The sequence below is a fragment of the Achromobacter ruhlandii genome (assembly GCF_902859695.1).
GTDB lineage: Bacteria > Pseudomonadota > Gammaproteobacteria > Burkholderiales > Burkholderiaceae_B > Achromobacter > Achromobacter ruhlandii.
Window position 1 is genome coordinate 1 of sequence record NZ_CADIJL010000037.1, and the last position, 20117, is coordinate 20117.

A 20117-nucleotide genomic window follows, 5' to 3' on the forward strand; every position below is an offset into this window, starting at 1 on the left:
CGCCGCGAGCGGCGGCCTGGCGCGCCGGCGCGGCGCGCTGGCGGACGCGCTTGGGCGCGGCCATGCGCAAGGCCGCGCGCTGGAGCTTGCCCAGTTTTTTCGCGGCGTTGAAAAACAGACGGGTGAAACTGCGCGCCATGGGTCGGGCCTGTGAACGCTCCGCGCCCGGATACCGGGCGCGCTCCGGATCAGAACCGGCCGGTGGGAATCGCGGCGCTGCTGGTCAGCAAGTCCAGGCAGGATACCAGGGCGATCGCGATCGTGATGATGGAAAGCACTTTGACAACCTTGCTGGTCCCTGGCCGCGTCAGTGTCGCCGTCATGCGCGTGACGATGTATGCCCCAACCATCAGGCCGATTGCCGGAATCATAGAAGCGCTCCCCTTGAGAGTCTGTGCGGGCCCGCCGGATGCGTTGCCCTTCGATAACGCGTCGCGCCGCCTCTGCGGGCAGCTGATTGAGCGAGTGAAATGTATCACACAGTAACTTGTCGCCCCGCTTTTCGGGCCCTCACTCGGCCCTCCGGTTTGCCCCAGATCAAGCGGCCCCGCCCCGCGTTCCCTCCCGGCTTGAGGCGGTGGCGCAAAACCCTTATGGTAGGAAACCTTGATTTCAATTTCCCTTCCGCAGCAATCCATGTTCCCCAACGACCGCCGTCAGACCCTGGGCGAGGAAATCGCCAACACCATCAGCCACGGTCTCGGCGCCGCCGGCGCGCTGGCCGCCGCCCCCATCCTGATCGTCGCCGCCGCGCGCCAGGGCGACGCCGCCTTCATTGCCGGCGCGGCGGTGTTCGCGGCCAGCATGTGCCTGTTGTATCTAGCCTCGACCATCTACCACGCGCTGCCCGAGAACCGCGCCAAGCGCCTGTTCAACGTGCTCGACCATTCGGCCATCTACCTGCTGATCGCCGGCACCTATACGCCGTTCGCACTGGGCGCGCTGCGCGGCCCCTGGGGCTGGACGCTGTTCGGGCTGGTGTGGGGGCTGGCGTTGCTGGGCGTGGGGCTGAAGGCCAGCAAGCGGCTGAACCGGCCGGCGATCTCCACCGGGCTGTACCTGGCGATGGGCTGGCTGGTCATCATCGCCGTCAAGCCCCTGCTGGAGCGGGTGCCCGAGGGCGGGTTGTGGTGGCTGGTGGCGGGCGGACTCGCCTACACCGGCGGCGTGGTGTTCTTCGTGTTCGACAACCGCTGGCGCTATAGCCATTTCATCTGGCATTTGTTCGTGCTCGGCGGCACCGTCTGCCATTTCTTTGCCGTGCTGTGGTACGGCGCGGGTCCCGCCTGACCTGCGCTCACGCCGCATTCGCCGCGCCACGGGCGCGCCGCCGCGCGCCCGCCTTCACGCCGACGGTTGCAGATAGCCCGTGGGCGGACGGCCCAGCACGCGCCTGAACATGGTCGAGAATGCCGCCGGGCTCTGGTAGCCGAAGTCCAGCGCGATGGCCGTCACTGGCGCGCCGGCCGCCAGCCGCGCCAGCGCCAGCACCACGCAGGCGCGCTGGCGCCAGGCGGAGAACGCCATGCCGGTCTGCTGGCGGAAGTAGCGGCTGAAGGTGCGCGGGCTCATGTGCAGGCGCGCGGCCCAGGCCTCGGGCGACTGGCGCGCGTCGGGCGCGGCGATGAAGGCGCGGCATAGCGGCGCCAGGCGCTTGTCGCGCGGCAGCGGTATGTGCAGCGGCAGCACCGGCGCGCGCGTCACCTCGTGCAGCAACAGGGCCGCCAGGGCGCCATCGCGGCCAGCGCGGTCGTAGCGCGCCGGCATGTCGACCGCGGCCAGCAGCAGCTGGCGCAGCAGCGGCGAGACCTCGACCACTTCGCAGGCAATGCTGGCGGGGCGCGCGGCGCCCGGCTCGATGTAGGCGCTGCGCGTGCTGACGTCCTGCATCCGCACCTGGTGCGACAGACCCGCTGGAATCCAGACGGCGCGTTGCGGCGGCACCACCCAGTTGCCGTCGCGCGTGACCACGTGCATGACGCCGGTGGCGCCGTACAGCAGCTGGGCGCGGCGGTGCGTATGCGCGGGCAGCAGGTGGCCGGGCGGATAGTCGTTGCCGATGGCGACCACCGCGCGGTCCAGGCGGTCGTGCAGGTCGATGTGGGTGTTGCGCATGGCGGGATTTGGCCGAAACGCGAACATTATTGACCAATCCTCGAAAGCAAGCCACCGCCGGCCGCCCTATCGTGGCGTTTTGCCTCGATAGGATGGTTTCAAGATGCTGTATGTGACCCTGGCGCTGTTTGGCGCCCTGAGCGGCGTGACCACGGTGCTGTTCGGCTTTGGCGGCGGCTTCGTGGTGGTGCCGGTGCTGTATGGCGTGTTGACCGCCACCCACGGCGGGCAGGACGCCATCGGCCAGGCGGCGATGCACATCGCGGTGGCGACCTCGACCTGCGTGATGATCGTCAATTCGGTGGCCGCGACCCGCCGGCACCAGCGCGCCGGCAACATCGTGCGGGCCTATGTGTGGCCGCTGGCCGCCTTCATCGGCGCGGGCGCCCTGCTGGGGGCCTGGGCCGCCACCCGCGCCAGCGGCGACCTGGTGCGCTATGCCTTCATCGCCTACCTGGCCGTGACCATCATCGATTGCCTGCTGCGACAGGGCTTCCTGGCGCGCCACGAGGCGCAGGCGGCGCGGCCGCTGGGCCAGGGCGTGACGGTCGGCGGCGGCGTGGTGATCGGCGTGATCGCCACTTTCCTGGGCGTGGGCGGCAGCGTGATGACGGTGCCGCTGCTGCGCCGCCGCGGCCTGCCCATGGCCAAGGCCGCGGCCATGGCCAATCCGCTGACGCTGCCGGTGGCCATCGTCGGCACGCTGGCCTACATGGCGGCGGCGCGCGCGTTGCCGGCGCCGCTGGCGCCGTGGATCATCGGTTATGTCGACCTGCTGGCGTTCGCGGCGCTGGCGCTGGGTTCGCTGGCGGGGATCCGCCTGGCGGCGCCGCTGATCCCGCGCATCCCCGACCGGCTGCACGCGCGCGTCTATGTCGCGCTGCTGGCGCTGGTGCTGTTGAGCATGGTGCTGGCCTGACGGGCGCCGACATCCCGCGCTATGGCGCGACGAACGCCGTCACCTGCGCTACCAGGGCCGGGTCGCGCAGCGCGCGGGTGTGCCCCATTTTCTCGGTGGCCACCAATTCGGCGCCCGGCCAGGCCTGCGCCAGCACCGCCGCGTCCTCGAAGGGGCTTTCGCGGTCGCCGCGATCGTGGATGATCAGCAGCGGCGTCGTCATGGCCGGCGCCAGCCGCGCCGGCTCCATCTCGGGAAAGGTGATGCCGAGCCAGTCCTGGGCGCGCTTGAGCACCAGCGGCATGACCTTGGGCGGCAGGTTCATCATGCGCCGCGAATATTCCCAGACGCTGTCGTAGCGGCTGACCGGCCCCAGGAACACCGCGCGCTCGACCGGGAAGCCGCGCGACAGGGCGAAGGTGACGGCGGCCGCGCCCAGCGAATGCGCGATCACGCCGTGGAACGGCCCGTAAACTTGCGCGGCGTGGGCCACGCAGGGCTCGAAATGGCGCACCGACGCCTGCTTGCCGGTGGAACGGCCGTGGGCCGGCATGTCGATGGCGACGACCTGATAGCCGCGCTGGCGCAGCGGTTCGACATAGGCCGTCATCTGCGCGGCGTCGCCGCCCCAGCCATGCACCAGCAGCACGCGCGGACCGCTGTCGCCCCAGACGTAGTAGTAGACCGTCTGGCCGTCGATCTCGTGCGGCTCGGCGCGCGCCCGGGCCAGCACGCTGCGCCCGGGTTCCGAGGGCTTGAGGCGCGTCGGCGTGAACAGCAGCTTCTGCACCACCTTGGCGGTGACGCCCGGCGCCACGGTGCCGGCAAAGCCGAACACGGCGCCGATGGCGCTGGCGAGGAAGGGTTTCTTGCGAGGCTTGCGCGCGGCGCCCGTATCGGCGGCGGCAACGGCGGAGAGCTTGTTTTCAGTCGTCATACGTCGTTTTATCCTGGTAGCAGAGACAAGCGAACGGCGGACCCAACAATCGATACAGAGAATACCCCGATTACCAGCGCGGCGGTGCGCTGCAATCTTTCGGGATTGATGAAGCCGATGCGCTGCCCGGCGAGCACGGCGCCGAACTTGATCCAGACGAACGCGATCGGCACCAGCAGGCCGATGAACTGCGCCATCGCCGCCAGGTAGCCCGGCAGATGCTCGAACGCGTGCGCCGGGAACAGCGTCGAGGCGAACACCAGCCCTTTGGGGTTGAGCAGGGTCGCGACGAACAGCGCGTAGGGCCCGATCGGCTCCTTGCGATTGGCCACGTCCTCGCCCGCCGCGCACCAGATCCTGACCGCGACATAGGCCAGGTAGACACTGCTGGCGATCCTCACCACGATGCCGATCCAGGGGTAGACGGCCTGGGCCGACACCAGGAACAGTCCCCACGCCGTGATGCCGGTCAGGTAGCCCGCCAGTTCGAAGCCCACCAGGGGCGCGGCCCGCCGGAAGCCGCGCGCCAGCCCCGCCGCGGCCAGCAAGGTGTTGGTGGGGCCCGGTGTCAGCAGGATGGCGGCGGTGCCGAGGAGGAAGACCCAATCGATGCCGGTCATATCGGGTTCCCCTTCAGGCGGTCACGCGATCGATGTTGTGCTGGAACATGCCCAGCAGCCCCTCTTCGAGCCCCAGCGTGTGCTGCGGGTTGGCGCCACAGCGCAGGCCGGCCTGCACGCCTTCGACGATGCCGAAGTCCTCGCGATGGAACACCGCGTCGATGTTGCCGAAACGCTGGGCCAGCGTCGCCTGTCCTTCCTCGCCCGCATAATCGGCCTCGCGGTACAGCATGTCGTGGGTCCAGATGGTCTTGTCGGGCGCGATCGGATAGAAGGAATTGAGCGACACGATGTTGGCGTGGTTGATCAGGAACGTATTGGGGAAGAGAGTGTAGAACACCGATGCGTAGTCCAGGATGCGCCAGGATTGCGGATCGGCGGCGGCCGCGTCCATCAGATTGGTCTTGGCCGCGGCGATGCGAATGTGCAGACCATGTTCGAAGTGTGCGATCACCCCTTTCTCGAACACCGGGCCGATGGTGTGCTTGTGCAGGATGGGCACGTGGTAGCGCTCCAGGTAGGTCTTGAGCAGCAGCTTCCAGTTGGCGTTCAGGGTGCTGACCTTGCGGCTGTGCAGGGAGAGATCGTCGAGCTTGAAGCCGGCGATCTCGTCGCTCATGGCGGCGCCCAGGCTGGCGTCCAGGTCGATGCTGGCGCCCGGCACGGGATGCAGCCAGACCAGCCCCGAGCGCTCGGTCACCGCCAGTTCCACCAGCTTGTGCTTGGCGCAATCCAGGTCGGGGAAGTTATGGGGCTTGGTCACGCCCTTCAATTCGCCGTCCAGGCCGTAGACCCAGCCATGGAAGGGACAGGTGAAGAACTTCAGTTCCTGTTCGTTGCCCGACACCAGGCGCGCCCCGCGATGGCGGCACACGTTCAGGAAGGCGCGCAGTTCGCCGCCCTTGTCGCGCACCACCACGAACGGCAGCCGGTCCCACGGGCTGAGCAGGTACGAGCCCGGCGCGCGCACCTGGGTCGAGGCGCCCACCACCAAGGGATAGTCCCGAAAAGCCGTGTCCAGTTCGCGCTCCAGCACGGCGTTGTCCATATAGACGCTGGCCGGCACTTGCACCACCCGGCCCAGCATGTCCTCGTCGCGGTCCACTTCGCGCAGCTTGAACATTTTCCGCAGGGTTTCTACTTGCGTCGCGTGTTTCATCTGAGATCCCGAGTCCTGTCAAAAGCGTGTTATGGAAAAAAGCGCCCCGGCCCCGCCGGCGCCGGGGCGGACCGGTCATGCCGCGGCGGCCACCGGCACCTCCCGCAGATAGGCGCCGACCCGCTTGCCCACGCCGGCCAGGCCCAGGATCTCGAAGTGGCCCGCGCCATCGACGATCTCCAGCGTGGCGCCGGGCCACGCGTCATACAGTTCCTGCGCATGCGCCGGCGGCACGAAGTCGTCGTTGGCGCCGTGGATCACCAGTCCGGGCACATCCAGCGCGCCGACGATGTGACGGGGCGCGTAGTCGGTCCACAGCGTGGCGCCGTAACGGCGCTCCAGCTCGGCGCAGAGCCGGGTCTCGACCTCGCCGTCCAGCTGGTTGAGCTGGACGAACTTCTCCACCAGAAAGCGCGTGGTGGACGGCGTCGAGATCGAGACGAAGGCATCGGCGCGAAACCCCTGGTGCATGGCCGACAGCGCCCACAGCCCGCCCAGCGAATGGCTCACCACCGCGTGGACCTCGCCCAGCCGGGCGCAGACCTTGCGGATGAAGTCGCGCACCTGCACCGGGTCGGTGCCGCTGCCGGCCGCCTCGCCATGCGCCGGCATGTCGAACAGCACCACCTCGTAACCCAGCTCCAGCAACTGCTCGGCAATCGGCACTATGCTGCCCAGGTGGCTGTGGATACCGTGCGCCAGCACCACGGTGGGGCCGGCGCCGCGCCGGTAGTACTTGTAGACGGCGCCATTGGCCTTCACCGAGAACGACTGGCAGCGCCCCAGGAACGCGCGGGTGAAGGCGTCATACGGCACCCGCGTGATGGCGAAGTACTTGTCGAGGATGGCGGCGAAGGCCGGATCTTGCGCGGTTTCCGCCATCATCAACTCCCCGCCATCGCCGCCAGGCATTGGCGCGCGCGCTCGGGCAGCACGTATTCGCCATCGCGCTCGATCCGCTCGTACAGGCGTTCGACCCGCTCGTAGTGCGCGTCCAGGTTCTGGTCGAGCAGATGATGGCGGGTCTTGTTGTAGACGCCGAACTGCAGGTCGGTCAGCAGCTCGAACGGGTTGATGTGGCCATAGGGCGTGCCGAAAATCATCTTCAGGAACTCGTCGATGTCGTGATAGCCCAGGGCGGTCAGCAGGAATTCGATGCCGGCGCGCTTGCGCTTGGTCTGGTAGGCGCGCTCCTTGGGGTCGACGATGAAGTCCAGGCCGCTGGTCATGCCGGCCGGATACTCCACCTTCGAGAAGCAGCGGAAATCGATGGTGACGCGGTCCTCGGTGGCCTGCGGCAAGGTGCTGTCGGCGTGGGCGCGGTAGTTGTCGAAGAACAGCGCCTGGCCCACCTTGGAATCGCAGAACCAGCCGGACGAGGGCTTGTCGGCGTATTTCTTTTCCCAGTACTTGGCCATCAGGAAGTCGCGCACCGTGGGCAGGTCGATCTCGGACAGCAGCCCTTCGGTGTACAGGTACAGGGCCTTGTCGATGGCGGCCCTTTCCTCGGGCTCCAGGTCCATGTCCAGCATCTTCATGTAGACGAAGTTCAGGTTGGGCGCCTCGACCTCGGCGTCCTCGAAGATGACGAACGGCTGGCGCGTGATCGGGGTGGGCGTCAAGGCGGTGTGGAAGCTCTTGTAGTGCTTGGGAAAGCCCAGCCCCTTCTTGACCAGCGACGGGATCTGCAGGGCGATGCCGCTGGCCGAGTGCGTGCCATAGGGCTTCTTTCCCGCCGGCACCACGAAGGCGTTGACCACGGTGGTGGCGGCCTGCGGGAAGTGCTCCATGACCTTGTCCTGGTTGTCGTCATAGAAGCGCTTGGCCGAGGGGATGAACAGGGCGCTGTTCTCGAACATGGTGGACAGCGGGAAATAGGTGCCCACCGAGGTGTCCGAGAACGTGCCCGCCACCTTGGCCTGCAGCCGCAGCTCGCGCCGCAGCTTGCCGGCCAGGTCGGCGTCCACGTTCATCTGGATGACCTGGGTGGGCTGGTGCTCGGGATAGAAGCAGCAGGTGTTGAGCGCGCGGTTCGGCGGCAGGCGCGAGGCCACGGCGGCCGGGTCGACGGTGTAGCGGTCCAGCACGCGCACCAGGTGGCGGGCATGCACGCCGGCCGCTTCGTTCAGGAACGTGCCGGTCTTCTGCCAGATGCCGGTGCCCTGCGACTCGGCAGCGGCGGCCTGCGGCTTTTCTTGCAATTCGAGGGTAGTCATTCACATCCTCCACGGGTCGTGGGAATCGGTCTGAGGACGTCGCCCGGCGGGCGGCGCCTGAATGGCGCCGCCCCGACGACGGGTCGAACTTGCTCAAGCCGGCTGCGATACCGGCGACAACTCCTGCGCTTGCCTGGCCGCGGGCATGGCGGCCACGATCCGCGCCACGTAGGGCTGGACATGCCTGGCGTCGAGGGGCGGGCAGGGATAGACCTCGCCGCCGAACACCTGCCGGCCCACCGGGAAGCAGTCGAACATCTGCTCCAGGTCGCTCTGCACCGCCAGGCCGTCCAGCACCGCCGCGATGCGGGCGATGGCGCTCTTGGGATTGGCCTGCGCATACGCCAGGGCGTCTTCCCGCCACTGCTCGAACGGCACGCTGCCGACCTGCGCGCCCGCGCCGCGGATGTGCTGCACCAGGCTGTTGAAGCCGGGCGCCTGCGGGTTGGCGAAGTCGTAGTCCTGGCCGATGCGGTCCTGGTCGCGGATCATGACCTGGGCGATGACCCCCGCGAGGTAGTCCACCGGCAGCACGCCGCCGATGTCCGAGCCCAGCAGCGGGAAACTGCCCATGGCGATGCAGCCCGAGATCAGGTTGTGCAGGAAGTCGCCGCGATCCAGCCGGAAATGGCCGCTGGTGGAACTGGCGCCGACGAATGGCAGGCGGTAGATCGAGGCCTTGGCCCCGCGCCAGCGCGCCGCCGCCACCATCTGCTCGGCCATGTACTTGGAGCTGAGGTAGCCATACTCGCGTTCGTCCTTGGACACCTCGTAGCCCAGGTAGCGCGGCAGCGTGGCGGCGGTCGAGACGAAGTGCACCGCCTTGCCGCGGCCGCGCGAGGCCAGCCGCAGCACCTCGTGCGTGCCGACCACGTTGGGCGCCAGGTAGTTGTCCAGCGGCAGCATCCAGTCGACCAGCGCGCCCGAATGGCAGATGGCATCCACCTGGTCCGCCAACTGGTCGAACTCGTGCTCGGACAGGCCGAACAGCGGCTGGGTCAGGTCGCCCACCACCGGGTTCAACAGGGCCGCGTACTCCGGCTTCCAGAGATCGTATTTGCGCAGGATCTCCACCTGCCGCGCCATGGCCTTCTCGGCGTCGTCGGCGCGCACCAGGCAGTAGGCGATGAGGTTGGCGCGCAGCGCCTCGTGCAGCAGGAAGGCGCCGACAAAGCCGGTGGAGCCGGTGATGAACACCGCTTCGGGCTCCGCCTCCATCGTCAGCACGTTGTCGAACTGCAGTTCCGGCTCCAGGTAGCCGCGACGCGCCACGCGGTCGTCCAGGCGGCGGCCGCCGGCCGCCTCCTTCGCCGCCGCGCCGGCCTCGGCCGGGGCTTCCTGGCTGTCCAGCCCCGCCTCGGTCAGCTTCTCCAGCAGGAACTGGCTCAGCGCCCGCAGGTTGGGATGATCGAAGGCGATCTTGGCGGGCAGCGCCAGGCCGGTCATGTCCGAAAGCTGGTTGCGCAGCAGCACAGCGGTGAGCGAGTCGATGCCGATGTCCTGCAGCGGCAGGCTGACGTCCACGTCCTCGGGCGAGGCGAACTCCAGCGCCTTGGCCACCTCGGCGCGCACCGCGTCCAGCACCGCGGCCTCGCGCTGCTCGACCGCGGTTTCCACCAGCAGCTTGCGCAGGCCGGCGCCGCCGCCCGCGCCACCGCCCGCGCCGCGCGCGCCCGCCGCCCGGCTGAACAGCTCACGGTACAGCGCCGGGGCGCTGCCGCCGTTGTTGTCCTCCAGCGTGCGCTGCAGGCGGCCGAGGTCGAGCGCGGCGGCCACGGCCATCGGCGCGTCGCTCATCACGGCGGCCTCGAACAGGTCCAGCGCCTCGGTCGGGCCCAGCGCTTCCATGCCCTGGCGGCTGAAGCGCGTCTTGTCGGCATCGCTCAGGCGCGCGGCCATGCCCTGCCCGTCCCACGCGCCCCAGGCCACCGAGGTCGCCGCCAGGCCCTTGGCGCGGCGGTGGTGCGCCAGCGCGTCCAGGAAAGTGTTGGCGGCGGCGTAGTTGCCCTGGCCCGGCGCGCCGGTCACGCCGGAGATCGACGAGAACAGCACGAAGAAGTCCAGCGGCAGGTCCTGCGTCAGGCGATGCAGGTGCCAGGCGCCGTCGACCTTGGGCGCGAACACGTTGTCGAAGCGTTCCGGCGTCTGGCCGGCCAGCATGCCGTCGTCCAGCACCCCGGCCGCGTGCACCACGCCGCGCAGCGGCCGGCCTTCGCCGAACTCGCCCATGACCCGTTGCAGGCCATCGGCGTCGGCCGCGTCGCACGCCACCACGGTGGCGCGGGCGCCCAGTTCGGCCAGTTCGGCGACAAAGGCCTCGGCGTCCGGCGAACGCATGCCGCTGCGCGAGGTCAGCACCAGATCACGCACCTGGTGGTTCTGCACCAGCCACTTCGACACATAGCGGCCCAGCCCGCCCAGGCCGCCGGTGACCAGCACCGCGCCGTCCGGATCGACCATGCCGCGGCGCTGCGTCGGCACCAGCACCACCTTGCCCACGTGGCGGGCCTGCGCGATGAAGCGCAGCGCGTCGGAGGCGCTGTCCAGCGGGAAGGTGCGCAGCGGCAGCGGCTTGAGCTTGCCCTCGGCGAACAGCGCGGCGATGGCAGTCAGCATCTCCTGGATGCGCTCGACGCCGGCCTCGGGCAGGTTGTAGACGCGGTAGGTCACGCCCGGATGGTTGGCCTCGACCCAGGCCTGGTCGCGCAGGTCGATCTTGCCCATCTCCAGGAAGCGTCCGCCCGGCTTGAGCATGGCGAAGCTGGCGTCGATGAACTCGCGCGCCAGCGAGTTGAGCACGATGTCGAAGCTGCGGCCCGGCGCCGTTTCGGCGAAGGTCTGCGCGAAGTCCAGGCTGCGCGAGGTGCCGATGTGGTCATCGGCCAGCCCCAGCTTGCGCAGCGCCGGCCACTTCGGCTCGCTGGCGGTGCCGTAGACCTCGGCGCCATGCAGCAGCGCCAGTTGCACCGCCGCCATGCCGACGCCGCCGGCCGCGGCATGCACCAGCACGCGCTCGCCCGGCTGCATGTTGCCCAGCACGTGCAGGCCGTACCATGCCGTCAGGAAGGTCATGGGGATGGTGGCCGCTTCCTCGAAGCTGAGGTTGTCCGGCTTGGCCACGACCTGGCGCGCGTCCACCACGATGGAGGAACCGAAGGCGCCGCGCGCCAGCCCCAGCACCGGGTCGCCTGGTTTGAGGTGCTTGACGGCGCTGCCGACCTCGGTCACCACGCCGGCGAACTCCAGGCCGAGGGCCGGGATTTCGACCATCCCCAGCGCATTCAGCACGTCCAGGAAGTTCACGCCGGTAGCCTTGACCGCGGCGCGGATCTCGCCCGCCGCCAGCGGCTCGTCCACCAGCGTCTTGACCGACAGCGGCTGGTCCAGGCGGCCCTTGGTGGCGATCTCCAGGCGCCAGTTGCCCTCGGCCGGCAACACCAGGCCGGCGTTGGCGGGCGCCTTCTTCAGACGCGGCGCCAGCAGCTTGCCGCCGCGCAGCGCGCACTCGGGCTCGTCGGCCAATGCCAGCGCGGACGCCAGCGTGTCCAGGTCGGCCGCGGTCTCGCCCAGGTCGACGATGCGCAGGGCCAGTTCGGGATGCTCGTTGCGCGCGGTGCGCAGCAGGCCCCACAAGGGACTTGCGCCCAGGTCGGACACGGGATCGTCGCTGCTGGTGCCGACAGCGCCGCGCGTCACCCAGATGACGGGCTTGGTAAAGCCGGCCAGCGCCAGTTCCTGCACCTGCACCAGCGCGCTGGCGGCCTGGCGGTGCGACGCCTTCTCGACCGCGCCGTCGCCGGCCCACAGCTGGATCACGCCATCGCAGGCCTCGGCCTCGTTCAACTGGGCGATGTCGACCACCTGCGCGCCGGCCTCTGCGAGGCGCGACCGCAGCGCGTCGGCCCACGGCGTGCCGCTGCCTCCCATCAGGCCCCAGGTGCCGCCGAAGACGGCTTCGGGCGCCTCGACCGGCTGCCATTCCGTGCGGAACAGGAAGCGGTCGACCCCGGCCGCCGCCAGCCGCCGCAGCGCCGCGCGGTCGATGCGGCGCGCATGCAGGCGCTGCAGCCGGCCCACGTGTTCGCCATTGGTGTCGTACAGGTCCAGCGAGGCCCAGAACTCGCCCTCGCCCAGTTCGAAGTCCGCCACCTTGACCCAGACCTCGGCCAGTCCGTCCTTCCAGACCGACAGGCGTTCGGCCTCGAACGGCACGAACACGTCGTCGCCCACCTGCGCCTTCAGGCGCTGAGTCAGCAGCAGCGAGTGCATCGAAGCGTCCAGCAGCGCGGGATGCAGGCCGTAGCGGATCGCCGACGACGCGGCCGCTTCCGGCAAGGCCACGCGCGCCCAGACGTCGCCGTCCACGTGCCAGGCGGCATTGATGCCCTGGAACGTCGGGCCGTAGCCATAGCCCAGTTCATGCAGGTCCTGGTAGAGCGCGGTCACGTCGATCGGATCGCCGTCGGGCGGCGGCAGCTCGACCGAGTCCTGGCGCGCGGCCTGGGCCGGCGCCAGCTTGCCTTCGGCGTGCAGCTGCCATTCGCCGTCCTCGTCCGATTCCGGCGCGCTGTAGACGTGCACCGTGCGGGCGCCGCCCGATTCCGCGCCCACGGTGATCTGCATGCGCAGCGACACCCCGGGCGCCAGCACCATCGGCGCCAGGATGATCACGTCGGCCAGGTCCCACTGGCCCTTGACCTGCCGCCCCGCCGCGCGCATGGCCTCGAAGAACGCCGTGCCCGGCATCAGCACCGCGTCCATCACCTGGTGCTCCCGCACCCAGGCCGGCTCGTCGGCCGCCACCACGGTCGTGAACATCGTCATGTCGGTGCCGGCGATCTGCACGCCGCCGCCCAGCAACTGGTGGTTGGCGTCGTTCAGGCCGGCGCCGACCGTGCGCGTGGGCATGGGTTCGAGCCAGTAGCGCTCGCGCTGGAAGGCGTAGGTGGGCAGCTTGACCCGCTCGCCGCCATACGGGGCGAAGAAGCCGCGCCAGTTCACCGCCGCGCCCAGCACGTGCAGCTCGGCCAGGCCCTTCTGCAAGGTCTGGGTCTCGTCCTTGGCCGGATTGAGCGAGGCCACCCAGGTCACCGGGCCGTCATCGGCCAGGCAGGCCGCGCCCATGCCGGACAGCACCGGCTGCGGGCCCAGTTCCAGGAAGGTATTGATGCCCTGCTGGTAGAGCGTGCGCATGCCGGCGTTGAAGCGCACCGCCTGGCGCGCCTGCTGCACCCAGTATTCCGGCTGGGTCATCTCGCCGCGCTTGGCCAGCTCGCCGGTCAGGCTGCTGACCAGGGCCAGCTTCGGCGCGGCGTAGTCGAGCGACTGCGCCACCTGGCGGAAGGCGCCCAGCATCGGCTCCAGCAGATGCGAGTGGAACGCGTGCGAGACCTCCAGCCGCTTGGCCTTGCGCTGTTGCTGCTTGAAATGCGCCACCACCTGCTCGATGCTGGCCAGGTCGCCGGACACCACCGTCTGCTGCGGCGCGTTCAGGCCCGCCAGCGAAACCTGCGCGGCCAGGCCGAGCGCGGCCAGGGCGGCCTCGACCTCGGCTGCGCTGGCTTCCAGCGAGGCCATGCCGCCACCGGCCGGCAAGGCCTGCATCAGGCGGCCGCGCGCGGCCACCAGGCGGCAGGCGTCGTCCAGGTCGAACACGCCGGCGGCATGGGCCGCGGCGATCTCGCCGATGCTGTGGCCCAGCAGCAGCTCGGGCTGCACGCCCCAGCTTTCCCACACCCGCCACAACGCCACTTCCAGCGCGAACAGGGCCGGCTGGGTGAAATCGGTGCGGTTGAGCAACGCGGCCTCGGCGCTGCCGGCCTCGGCGAACATCACCTCCAGCAGCGGTTTTTCCAGCGTGGTGAAGCGCTGCGCGATGTCGTCCAGCGCCTGGCGGAACACCGGATTGGACTGGTACAGGCCGTGGCCCATGCGCGGCAGCTGGCTGCCCTGGCCGGTGAACAGCAGGGCCAGGCGGCATTCGCGGTCGCGGTCATCGACCATGCTGACCGCGCCCGCCGGCACCTCGCCGGTGCGGGCGTACGAGGCCAGCGCGTCGAGCAGGTCGGACTTGCCCTTGGCGAACACCACCAGGCGCTTGCGGAAGTGGGTCCGGGTGGTGGCCAGCGAATAGGCCACGTCCAGGAAGCGGTCCTGGATGTTCATGCCCATGTGCAGGTGCAGCTTGTCGGCCTGCGCCCGCAACGCCGGCACGGTGAAGGCAGACAGCACGAACGGCAACGACTCGGGCGCGGCCGCCGGCTTGGCGGCGCGGGCCGGCGCGGCCGGCTTGGGCGGTTCCTCCACGATGACATGGGCATTGGTGCCGCCGATGCCGAATGAGCTGACGCCGGCGCGGCGCGGGCGCTCGCCCGCCGGCCACGGCTGCTCCTGCTGCACCAGCGCCATCTGCGCCGCGGCCCAGTCCACCGCCGGGGTCGGCTCGACCACGTGCAGCGTGATGGGCAGCTTGTCGTGGTGCATGGCCAGCACCGTCTTCATGACGCCCGCCAGGCCGGCCGCGGCCTGCGTGTGGCCCAGGTTGGACTTGACCGAGCCGACCCACAACGGCCGCTCGGGCGTATGGCTGCCGCCGAACACCGCGGCCAGGCCGTTGCCCTCGATCGGGTCGCCCAGCTTGGTGCCGGTGCCATGGGCCTCCAGGTAATCGATGTCGGAAGGCTGCAATCCCGACATGGCCAGCGCCTGGCGGATCACGCGCTGCTGCGCCGGGCCGCTGGGCGTGGTCAGGCTGGCGCTGTGGCCGGCGTGGTTGACCGCGGTGCCGCGCAGGACGGCCAGGATCGGATCGCCGTCGCGCTGCGCGTCCGACAGGCGCTTGAGCACCACCACGGCGGCGCCTTCGCTCCAGCCGGTGCCGTCGGTGCTGGACGAGAACGACTTGCAGCGGCCGTCCGGCGACATGCCGCGCAGGCGGCTGAATTCCACATGCAGGTCGGGCGACAGCATCAGCGTCACGCCAGCCGCCACCGCCAGGTCGCATTCGCCCTGGCGCAAGGCATTGCAGGCCAGGTGCGTGGTCACCAGCGACGACGAGCAGGCGGTGTCCACCGTCATGCTCGGTCCTTCCAGGCCCAGCACGTACGAGACCCGGCCGGACATGGTGCTGCCGGCCGAACCGGTGCCAACGTAGCCGTCCAGGTCCGCCAGGCCGCCGGCCAGCGCCAGGCCGTACTCGTGGTAGCCCTTGCCGATGCCGACGAACACGCCGGTCTGGCTGCCGCGCAGCTGGTCCATCGAATAGCCGGCCTGCTCGATCGCCTCGGAGGTGACTTCCAGCATCATGCGCTGCGCCGGATCGAGCGCGCGCGCCTCGCGCGGCGAAATGCCGAAGAATGGCGCGTCGAACAGGTCGATCGGCGTCACGAAGCCGCCGCGCATGCAGTACGACTTGCCGCGCGCGTCCGGGTCGGCGTCATAGATGGCCGCCGCGTCCCAACGTTCCCTGGGCACTTCGACGATGCCGTCGCCGCCGCGCTCCAGCAGGTTCCACAGGTCTTCGGGGCTGTTGACGTTGCCCGGCAGGCGGCAGGCCATCGAGACGATGGCGATGGGCTCGTCGGCCAGCGCATTGCGGCGCTTGGGCGTGTTCAGCACCGCCTTCTTGTTGCCGGCCAGGTGGGCGGCCAGGTCCTTGATGGTGAAGTGCTCGTACAGCGTGGAAGTGGACACGTTGCGGCCCAGCAGCTTCTGCAGCTCGGCCTGCACCCGCACCACCCGCAGCGAGTTGCCGCCGATCTTGAAGAAGCTGTCGTGAATGCCGATGCGGTCGTGGCCCAGCACCTCGGCCCACACCGCCTGCAATTGCTGTTCCAGCTCGTTGGTGGGCTGCACCGCCGGCTCCAGCATCACCTCGGTGGGTTCGGGCAGCGCCTTGCGGTCGATCTTGCCGTTCGGCGTCAACGGGAATTCATCCAGTTCGACGAAGAAGTCCGGAATCATGTAGCCCGGCAGGCGCGCCTCCAGCCAGGGCCGCAGCACGCGTTGCAGCGCGGGACGCGGCGGCGCGCCGGCGGCCGGCTGGTTGGCCAAGCGCGACAGCGCTGCGCGATCGACGGCCTGCGGCGCCTGCCAGGTCAGGTCGGGCTGCTCGCCGGCCAGCCAGAACACCGCGTCGAAGGCCCAGATGTCGCGCGAGCGGCTCGGCAGCATGGCCATGCGGTAGCCCGCCGCCTCGGCGGCCTGCGCCAGGTCGCGCGGATCGACCCACTGGCCCGGCTCGGCCGTGGCCTTGGCCTCCAGCACGTGGCCGACGCGCTGGTGCACGTCGGCCAGCCGGCCATTGGGAATATTGGCGATGGCCAGCGGCTTGCCGCCCGCCTTCAGGCTGCTGGCCAGCGCCGCCAGGTCGAGCCCGTCGCCGCGCCAGTCGAGCGCGGCCAGGCGTTGCGGCCTGGCGCGGCCGGCGGCCGGCACCCCGACATGCAGGATGACGTCGAAGCGAAAGCGCGACATCTCGTTGACGTAGGCCCCGTCGCGCAGCAGGATCTCGACGCGCGAGATCCGCGGATACAGCGCCGGCAGGTTGGCGAAGAATTCAGGCGCCAGCACCAGCTCGCGTTCCGCGCGCAGGCCGCGTTGCGTGCGCCGGCGCAGTTCGTCGGCCGACAGGCTGCACAGGCCCTGGAAGTTCGCCACGTCGGCGTGGAACGCCTCCAGCAGCGCCAGGTCGCGCACGTCGCCCACAAAGATGCGGCCTTCGGTCACGGCCTCGGTGGCCCAATCCAGCACCGACAGCAGATAGCCGGCGCTGGGGAAGTACTGCGCCACCGAGTTGATGACCACGGTGTCGAAGCTGCCCGGCGCCACCTCCGGCAGATCGTTGGCCAGGCGGTGTTCGCACGAGGCCTGCGGCAGGCCGCCCAGGTGCCGGTTGATCTGTTCGACCGCCTGGCTGGAGGCGTCGATGGCGCGGTACTGCGCGACCTTGGGCGCGACGCCGAACAGCACCAGGCCGGTGCCCGAGCCGATTTCGAAGACGCGCTCGGGGCCGGTGGCCAGGATGCGGTCGACGGTGCGTTGCTGCCAGTCGCGCATTTCGTCGGCGGCGAACGGCAGGCCGTCGTAGCTGTTGTGCCAGCCGGCGGTGTTGAAGGTGGGATCGGCCGCGCCGGGCTCGTAGGCCCGGTCCCAGACGTCGCGCCATTCGGTCACGGCGGTGGTCTCGGCGCGGCGGTCCTGCGCGGCGCTGGCCGGCGCGCTGTTGCGCAGGCAGTAGGCGACCAATTGGTCGTTGCGGCCCACCACCACGGCGCGGCCGATGTCTTCGTGGCTGGCCACGGCGGCCTCGACTTCGCCCAGTTCGATGCGGAAGCCGCGCAGCTTGATCTGGCCGTCGTTGCGGCCCAGCACCACCAGCTTGCCCGGTTCCTTGAAGCAGGCCAGGTCGCCGGTGCGGTACAGGGCGCCGGGCGCGAACGGATTGGCGCCGAACTGCGCCGCCGTCTGCGCCGGATCCTTGTGGTAGCCGCGCGCCACGCCGGCGCCGCCGATGCACAGCTCGCCGGCAAAGCCGGCCGGCACCGGCGCCAGGTTGGCGTCCAGCACGTATAGCTGGGTGTTGGCGATGGGCTGGCCGATGACGATATCCTCGCCCGGCCGCACCTGCCAGACGCTGGACCAGACGGTGGTCTCGGTCGGGCCATACATGTTCCACACCGACTCGGCGCGCGCCAGCAGCTCATCGGCCAAAGCGCGCGGCAGCGCTTCGCCGCCGCACAGCAGGCGCTTGAGCGACACGGCGCGCGGCCAGCCCGATTGCAGCAACAGCTGCCAGGTGGTGGGCGTGGCCTGCATCATGGTGACGGCATGGCGGCGCATCAGATCCAGCAGCGTCTGGCCATCCAGGCTTTCCTGCTGGCGCGCGATCACCACGCTGGCGCCGCTGATCAGCGGCAGGAACAGCTCCAGCGCCGCGATGTCGAAGGAGATCGTGGTGACGGCCAGCAGGCTGTCGCCGGCCTCGCAGCCCGGCGTGGCGCGCATCGACAGCAGGAAGTTGCCGAGGGCGCCATGGGTCACTTCGACGCCCTTGGGCTTGCCGGTGGAACCGGAGGTGAAGATGACGTAGGCCAGGTCGTCGGCCTGCGCCGCGCCCGGCACGTTGTCGCCGTCGTCGCCGGCCTGGGCCAGCGCCGCGCCCAGGTCCAGGCAGCGTTCGGCCCAGGCGCTCAGGCTGCCGTCGCGCGCCGCCGGCGGCGCGATCAGCAGCGCCGGCTGGGCGGCTTCCAGCATCTGGCGGATGCGTTCGGCCGGGAACGCCATGTCGACCGGCACATAGGCGGCGCCCGTCTTCAGCACAGCCAGCAGCGCCACCACCATGTCGATGGAGCGGTCCAGGCATACGCCCACCCGTTGGCCCCGGCCGATGCCCTTGCCGCGCAGCACGCCGGCCACGCGATTGGCGGCGGCGTTCAGTTCGCCGTACGACATGGCCTGGTCGGCGCAGCGCAGCGCCACCCTGCCCGCGTGCTGGGCGGCGGCATGCTCGAACAGTTCATGCACCACGGCGCCCAGCGTGGCGGCGTCGCCGGTGGCGTTGAACTGCTCCACCAGCGATTGCCGTTCGCCCGCCGACAGCGCCTCGACCTCGCCCAGCTTGCGGTCGGCCGACGCCGGCAGGCGGCGGCACCAGTCCGCCACCTGCGCGGCCAGCTGGGCCGCGGCGCGGCGCGTGATCTTGCGCGGGTTGAAGTGCAGTTCGAAGGATTCACTGCCAACCAGCAGCACGAATTCCAGCGCCGGACGATCCTCGTCCACCGCATGGGCGGCCGGCACCTGGCTGGACACCAGCACGTCCGGCGTCAATTCGCCGCGCGCATGGCGCGCGGCAAGCGTGGCGTCGCGGCCGATCAGGTCGCGCCGGATCAGGCCATGCTCGCGCGCCCGGCCCAGGGCCTCGGCCACGGCCTCCAGATTGCGCGACAGCGGCGCCGCCGCGTCCAGCCGCGCCAGCACCGGCGCCCAGGCGCAGAACACATCGCGGCACTCCGGCTCCACCTCGGCGCGCGGCAACGCCACCGCCAGGTGGACCTCGGCCACGCCCGACGCGCGCGCCAGGAAGGTGCACAGGCCGCCCACGGCCTGCTCCACGTATGCCTGCTCGCGCCCGGCGCCCCGCGGCGCGGCGGGCAGCTTGCCCACGATCGGCGCCGTGTTGGCGTCGGCGGTCGCCGGCCGCGCGTAGGGCAGGCGATACGGCTGCCAGGCGGCCCATTGGCCGCGCCAGTAGGCGGTCGACGCGGACGCGGCGGTGCCGGCGGCGGTGACCTGGGCGCGGGCCTGCTCGCCCACCGAGGCCAGACGCGCGCCGGCCTGCAGACTGCCGCCGCTGACCAGATCGGCAATCGCGACGTCCTCGCCTTCCAGGGTGCACAGCGCCTCCAGGCGCAGCGCGCGGTTACCCGTGGCGATGCTGGCGCCGAACGCGTCGGCCGCCACCACGTCGCCCGGCGCCGCGCCCGCGGCGCGCGCCTCGATGCTGACCTTGCGCACGGCCAGCACGCGGCCGTCGATCAGCGCCTTGGGCCACACCAGCGGGCTGCTGAAGGGTCCGTGGTCGGTGGCGCGCACCATGGCGGCGATCTGCTCGGCGTCCTGGTTCCAGTCGATCAGGCCTTCGGCCGAGAACTGCGAATGGCGCGAAAAATAGCGGCGGCGGGACAGGTCCTGCGGCGTCTCGCTTTCGCGGCCGGCGGCCAGCTCGTCGACCAGCGCGCCGAAGCTCTGGATGGCGGTCTCATCGCACTTCAGGCCCAGCGACAGGGCCGTGTCGGTCGACTCGATCGGCACGGCGACGCGCTTGAGGATGCCGCCGCCGTCGATGATCTCGCCGATGCGATGCCAGGTGATGGCGTAATCGGTGGCGCGGTCGTATACCGCCCAGGCCGGCACGTGCAGGCCCGAGTATTCCGGCAGCGGGCCATAGTGGTAGTTGATGCTCATGCGCCGCACGCGCTCGAGCAGCGCGTCCGGGATCACCGAGTAATTGCCGATACTGAAGAGAATGTCGGCCGACAACCGGGATTCCGGCTTGACCGCATCGTCCAGGGCGTACTGCGGGATGCCGGCCTTGGCGGCCCACGCGCGCACGGTCAAATCCGTGGAAATCACTGCCTGTATGCGGTGTCCCTTTGCCATCAGCAGTTCGCCG

The 20117-nt window shown here is 70.1% G+C and carries 10 protein-coding genes; 2 read left to right on the top strand and 8 right to left on the bottom strand.

The features are described 5' to 3' along the window. Window positions 1–188: 188 nt before the first annotated feature. Window positions 189–371 (bottom strand): hypothetical protein, encoded by a 183-nt coding sequence (locus tag HV742_RS27465; protein WP_054417433.1) that lies wholly within the window; start codon window positions 369–371, stop codon window positions 189–191. 265 nt (window positions 372–636) lie between these two features. Between HV742_RS27465 and trhA the strand changes: the two genes are divergently transcribed. Continuing rightward, on the top strand, window positions 637–1290 hold the full coding sequence (gene trhA / locus HV742_RS27470; protein WP_054417432.1) for a PAQR family membrane homeostasis protein TrhA: 654 nt from the start codon (window positions 637–639) through the stop codon (window positions 1288–1290). A 54-nt stretch (window positions 1291–1344) separates the two neighbouring features. On the opposite strand, the gene HV742_RS27475 is transcribed toward trhA, so the two are convergent. Then, on the bottom strand, window positions 1345–2115 hold the full coding sequence (locus tag HV742_RS27475) for an AraC family transcriptional regulator (RefSeq protein WP_054417441.1): 771 nt from the start codon (window positions 2113–2115) through the stop codon (window positions 1345–1347). Window positions 2116–2218: 103 nt separating this feature from the next. On the opposite strand from HV742_RS27475, the gene HV742_RS27480 reads away from it, so the two are divergent. Then, window positions 2219–3034, top strand: coding sequence for a sulfite exporter TauE/SafE family protein (locus HV742_RS27480; RefSeq protein WP_175146882.1), 816 nt, complete (start codon window positions 2219–2221; stop codon window positions 3032–3034). A 19-nt stretch (window positions 3035–3053) separates the two neighbouring features. Here HV742_RS27480 and HV742_RS27485 read toward each other — a convergent pair whose 3' ends face one another. The 6 genes from HV742_RS27485 to HV742_RS27510 form a co-directional block, all read right to left on the bottom strand. Beyond that, a complete protein-coding gene (locus HV742_RS27485) occupies window positions 3054–3950 on the bottom strand; it encodes an alpha/beta fold hydrolase (protein WP_175146883.1) in 897 nt (298 codons plus the stop codon). An 8-nt stretch (window positions 3951–3958) separates the two neighbouring features. Beyond that, a complete protein-coding gene (locus HV742_RS27490; RefSeq protein ID WP_054417429.1) occupies window positions 3959–4570 on the bottom strand; it encodes a LysE family translocator in 612 nt (203 codons plus the stop codon). A 13-nt stretch (window positions 4571–4583) separates the two neighbouring features. Next, window positions 4584–5729 (bottom strand): aromatic ring-hydroxylating oxygenase subunit alpha, encoded by a 1146-nt coding sequence (locus HV742_RS27495; RefSeq protein WP_175146884.1) that lies wholly within the window; start codon window positions 5727–5729, stop codon window positions 4584–4586. 75 nt (window positions 5730–5804) lie between these two features. Then, window positions 5805–6614, bottom strand: coding sequence for an alpha/beta fold hydrolase (locus HV742_RS27500; protein WP_254601276.1), 810 nt, complete (start codon window positions 6612–6614; stop codon window positions 5805–5807). Then, window positions 6614–7945 carry a hypothetical protein gene (locus HV742_RS27505; protein ID WP_059271650.1) on the bottom strand — a complete coding sequence of 444 codons (1332 nt, stop codon included), beginning with the start codon at window positions 7943–7945 and terminating at the stop codon, window positions 6614–6616. The genes HV742_RS27500 and HV742_RS27505 overlap by 1 nt, the downstream gene beginning before the upstream one ends. A gap of 93 nt (window positions 7946–8038) precedes the next feature. After that, window positions 8039–20077 (bottom strand): polyketide synthase, encoded by a 12039-nt coding sequence (locus HV742_RS27510; protein WP_254601277.1) that lies wholly within the window; start codon window positions 20075–20077, stop codon window positions 8039–8041. Window positions 20078–20117 lie beyond the last annotated feature (40 nt).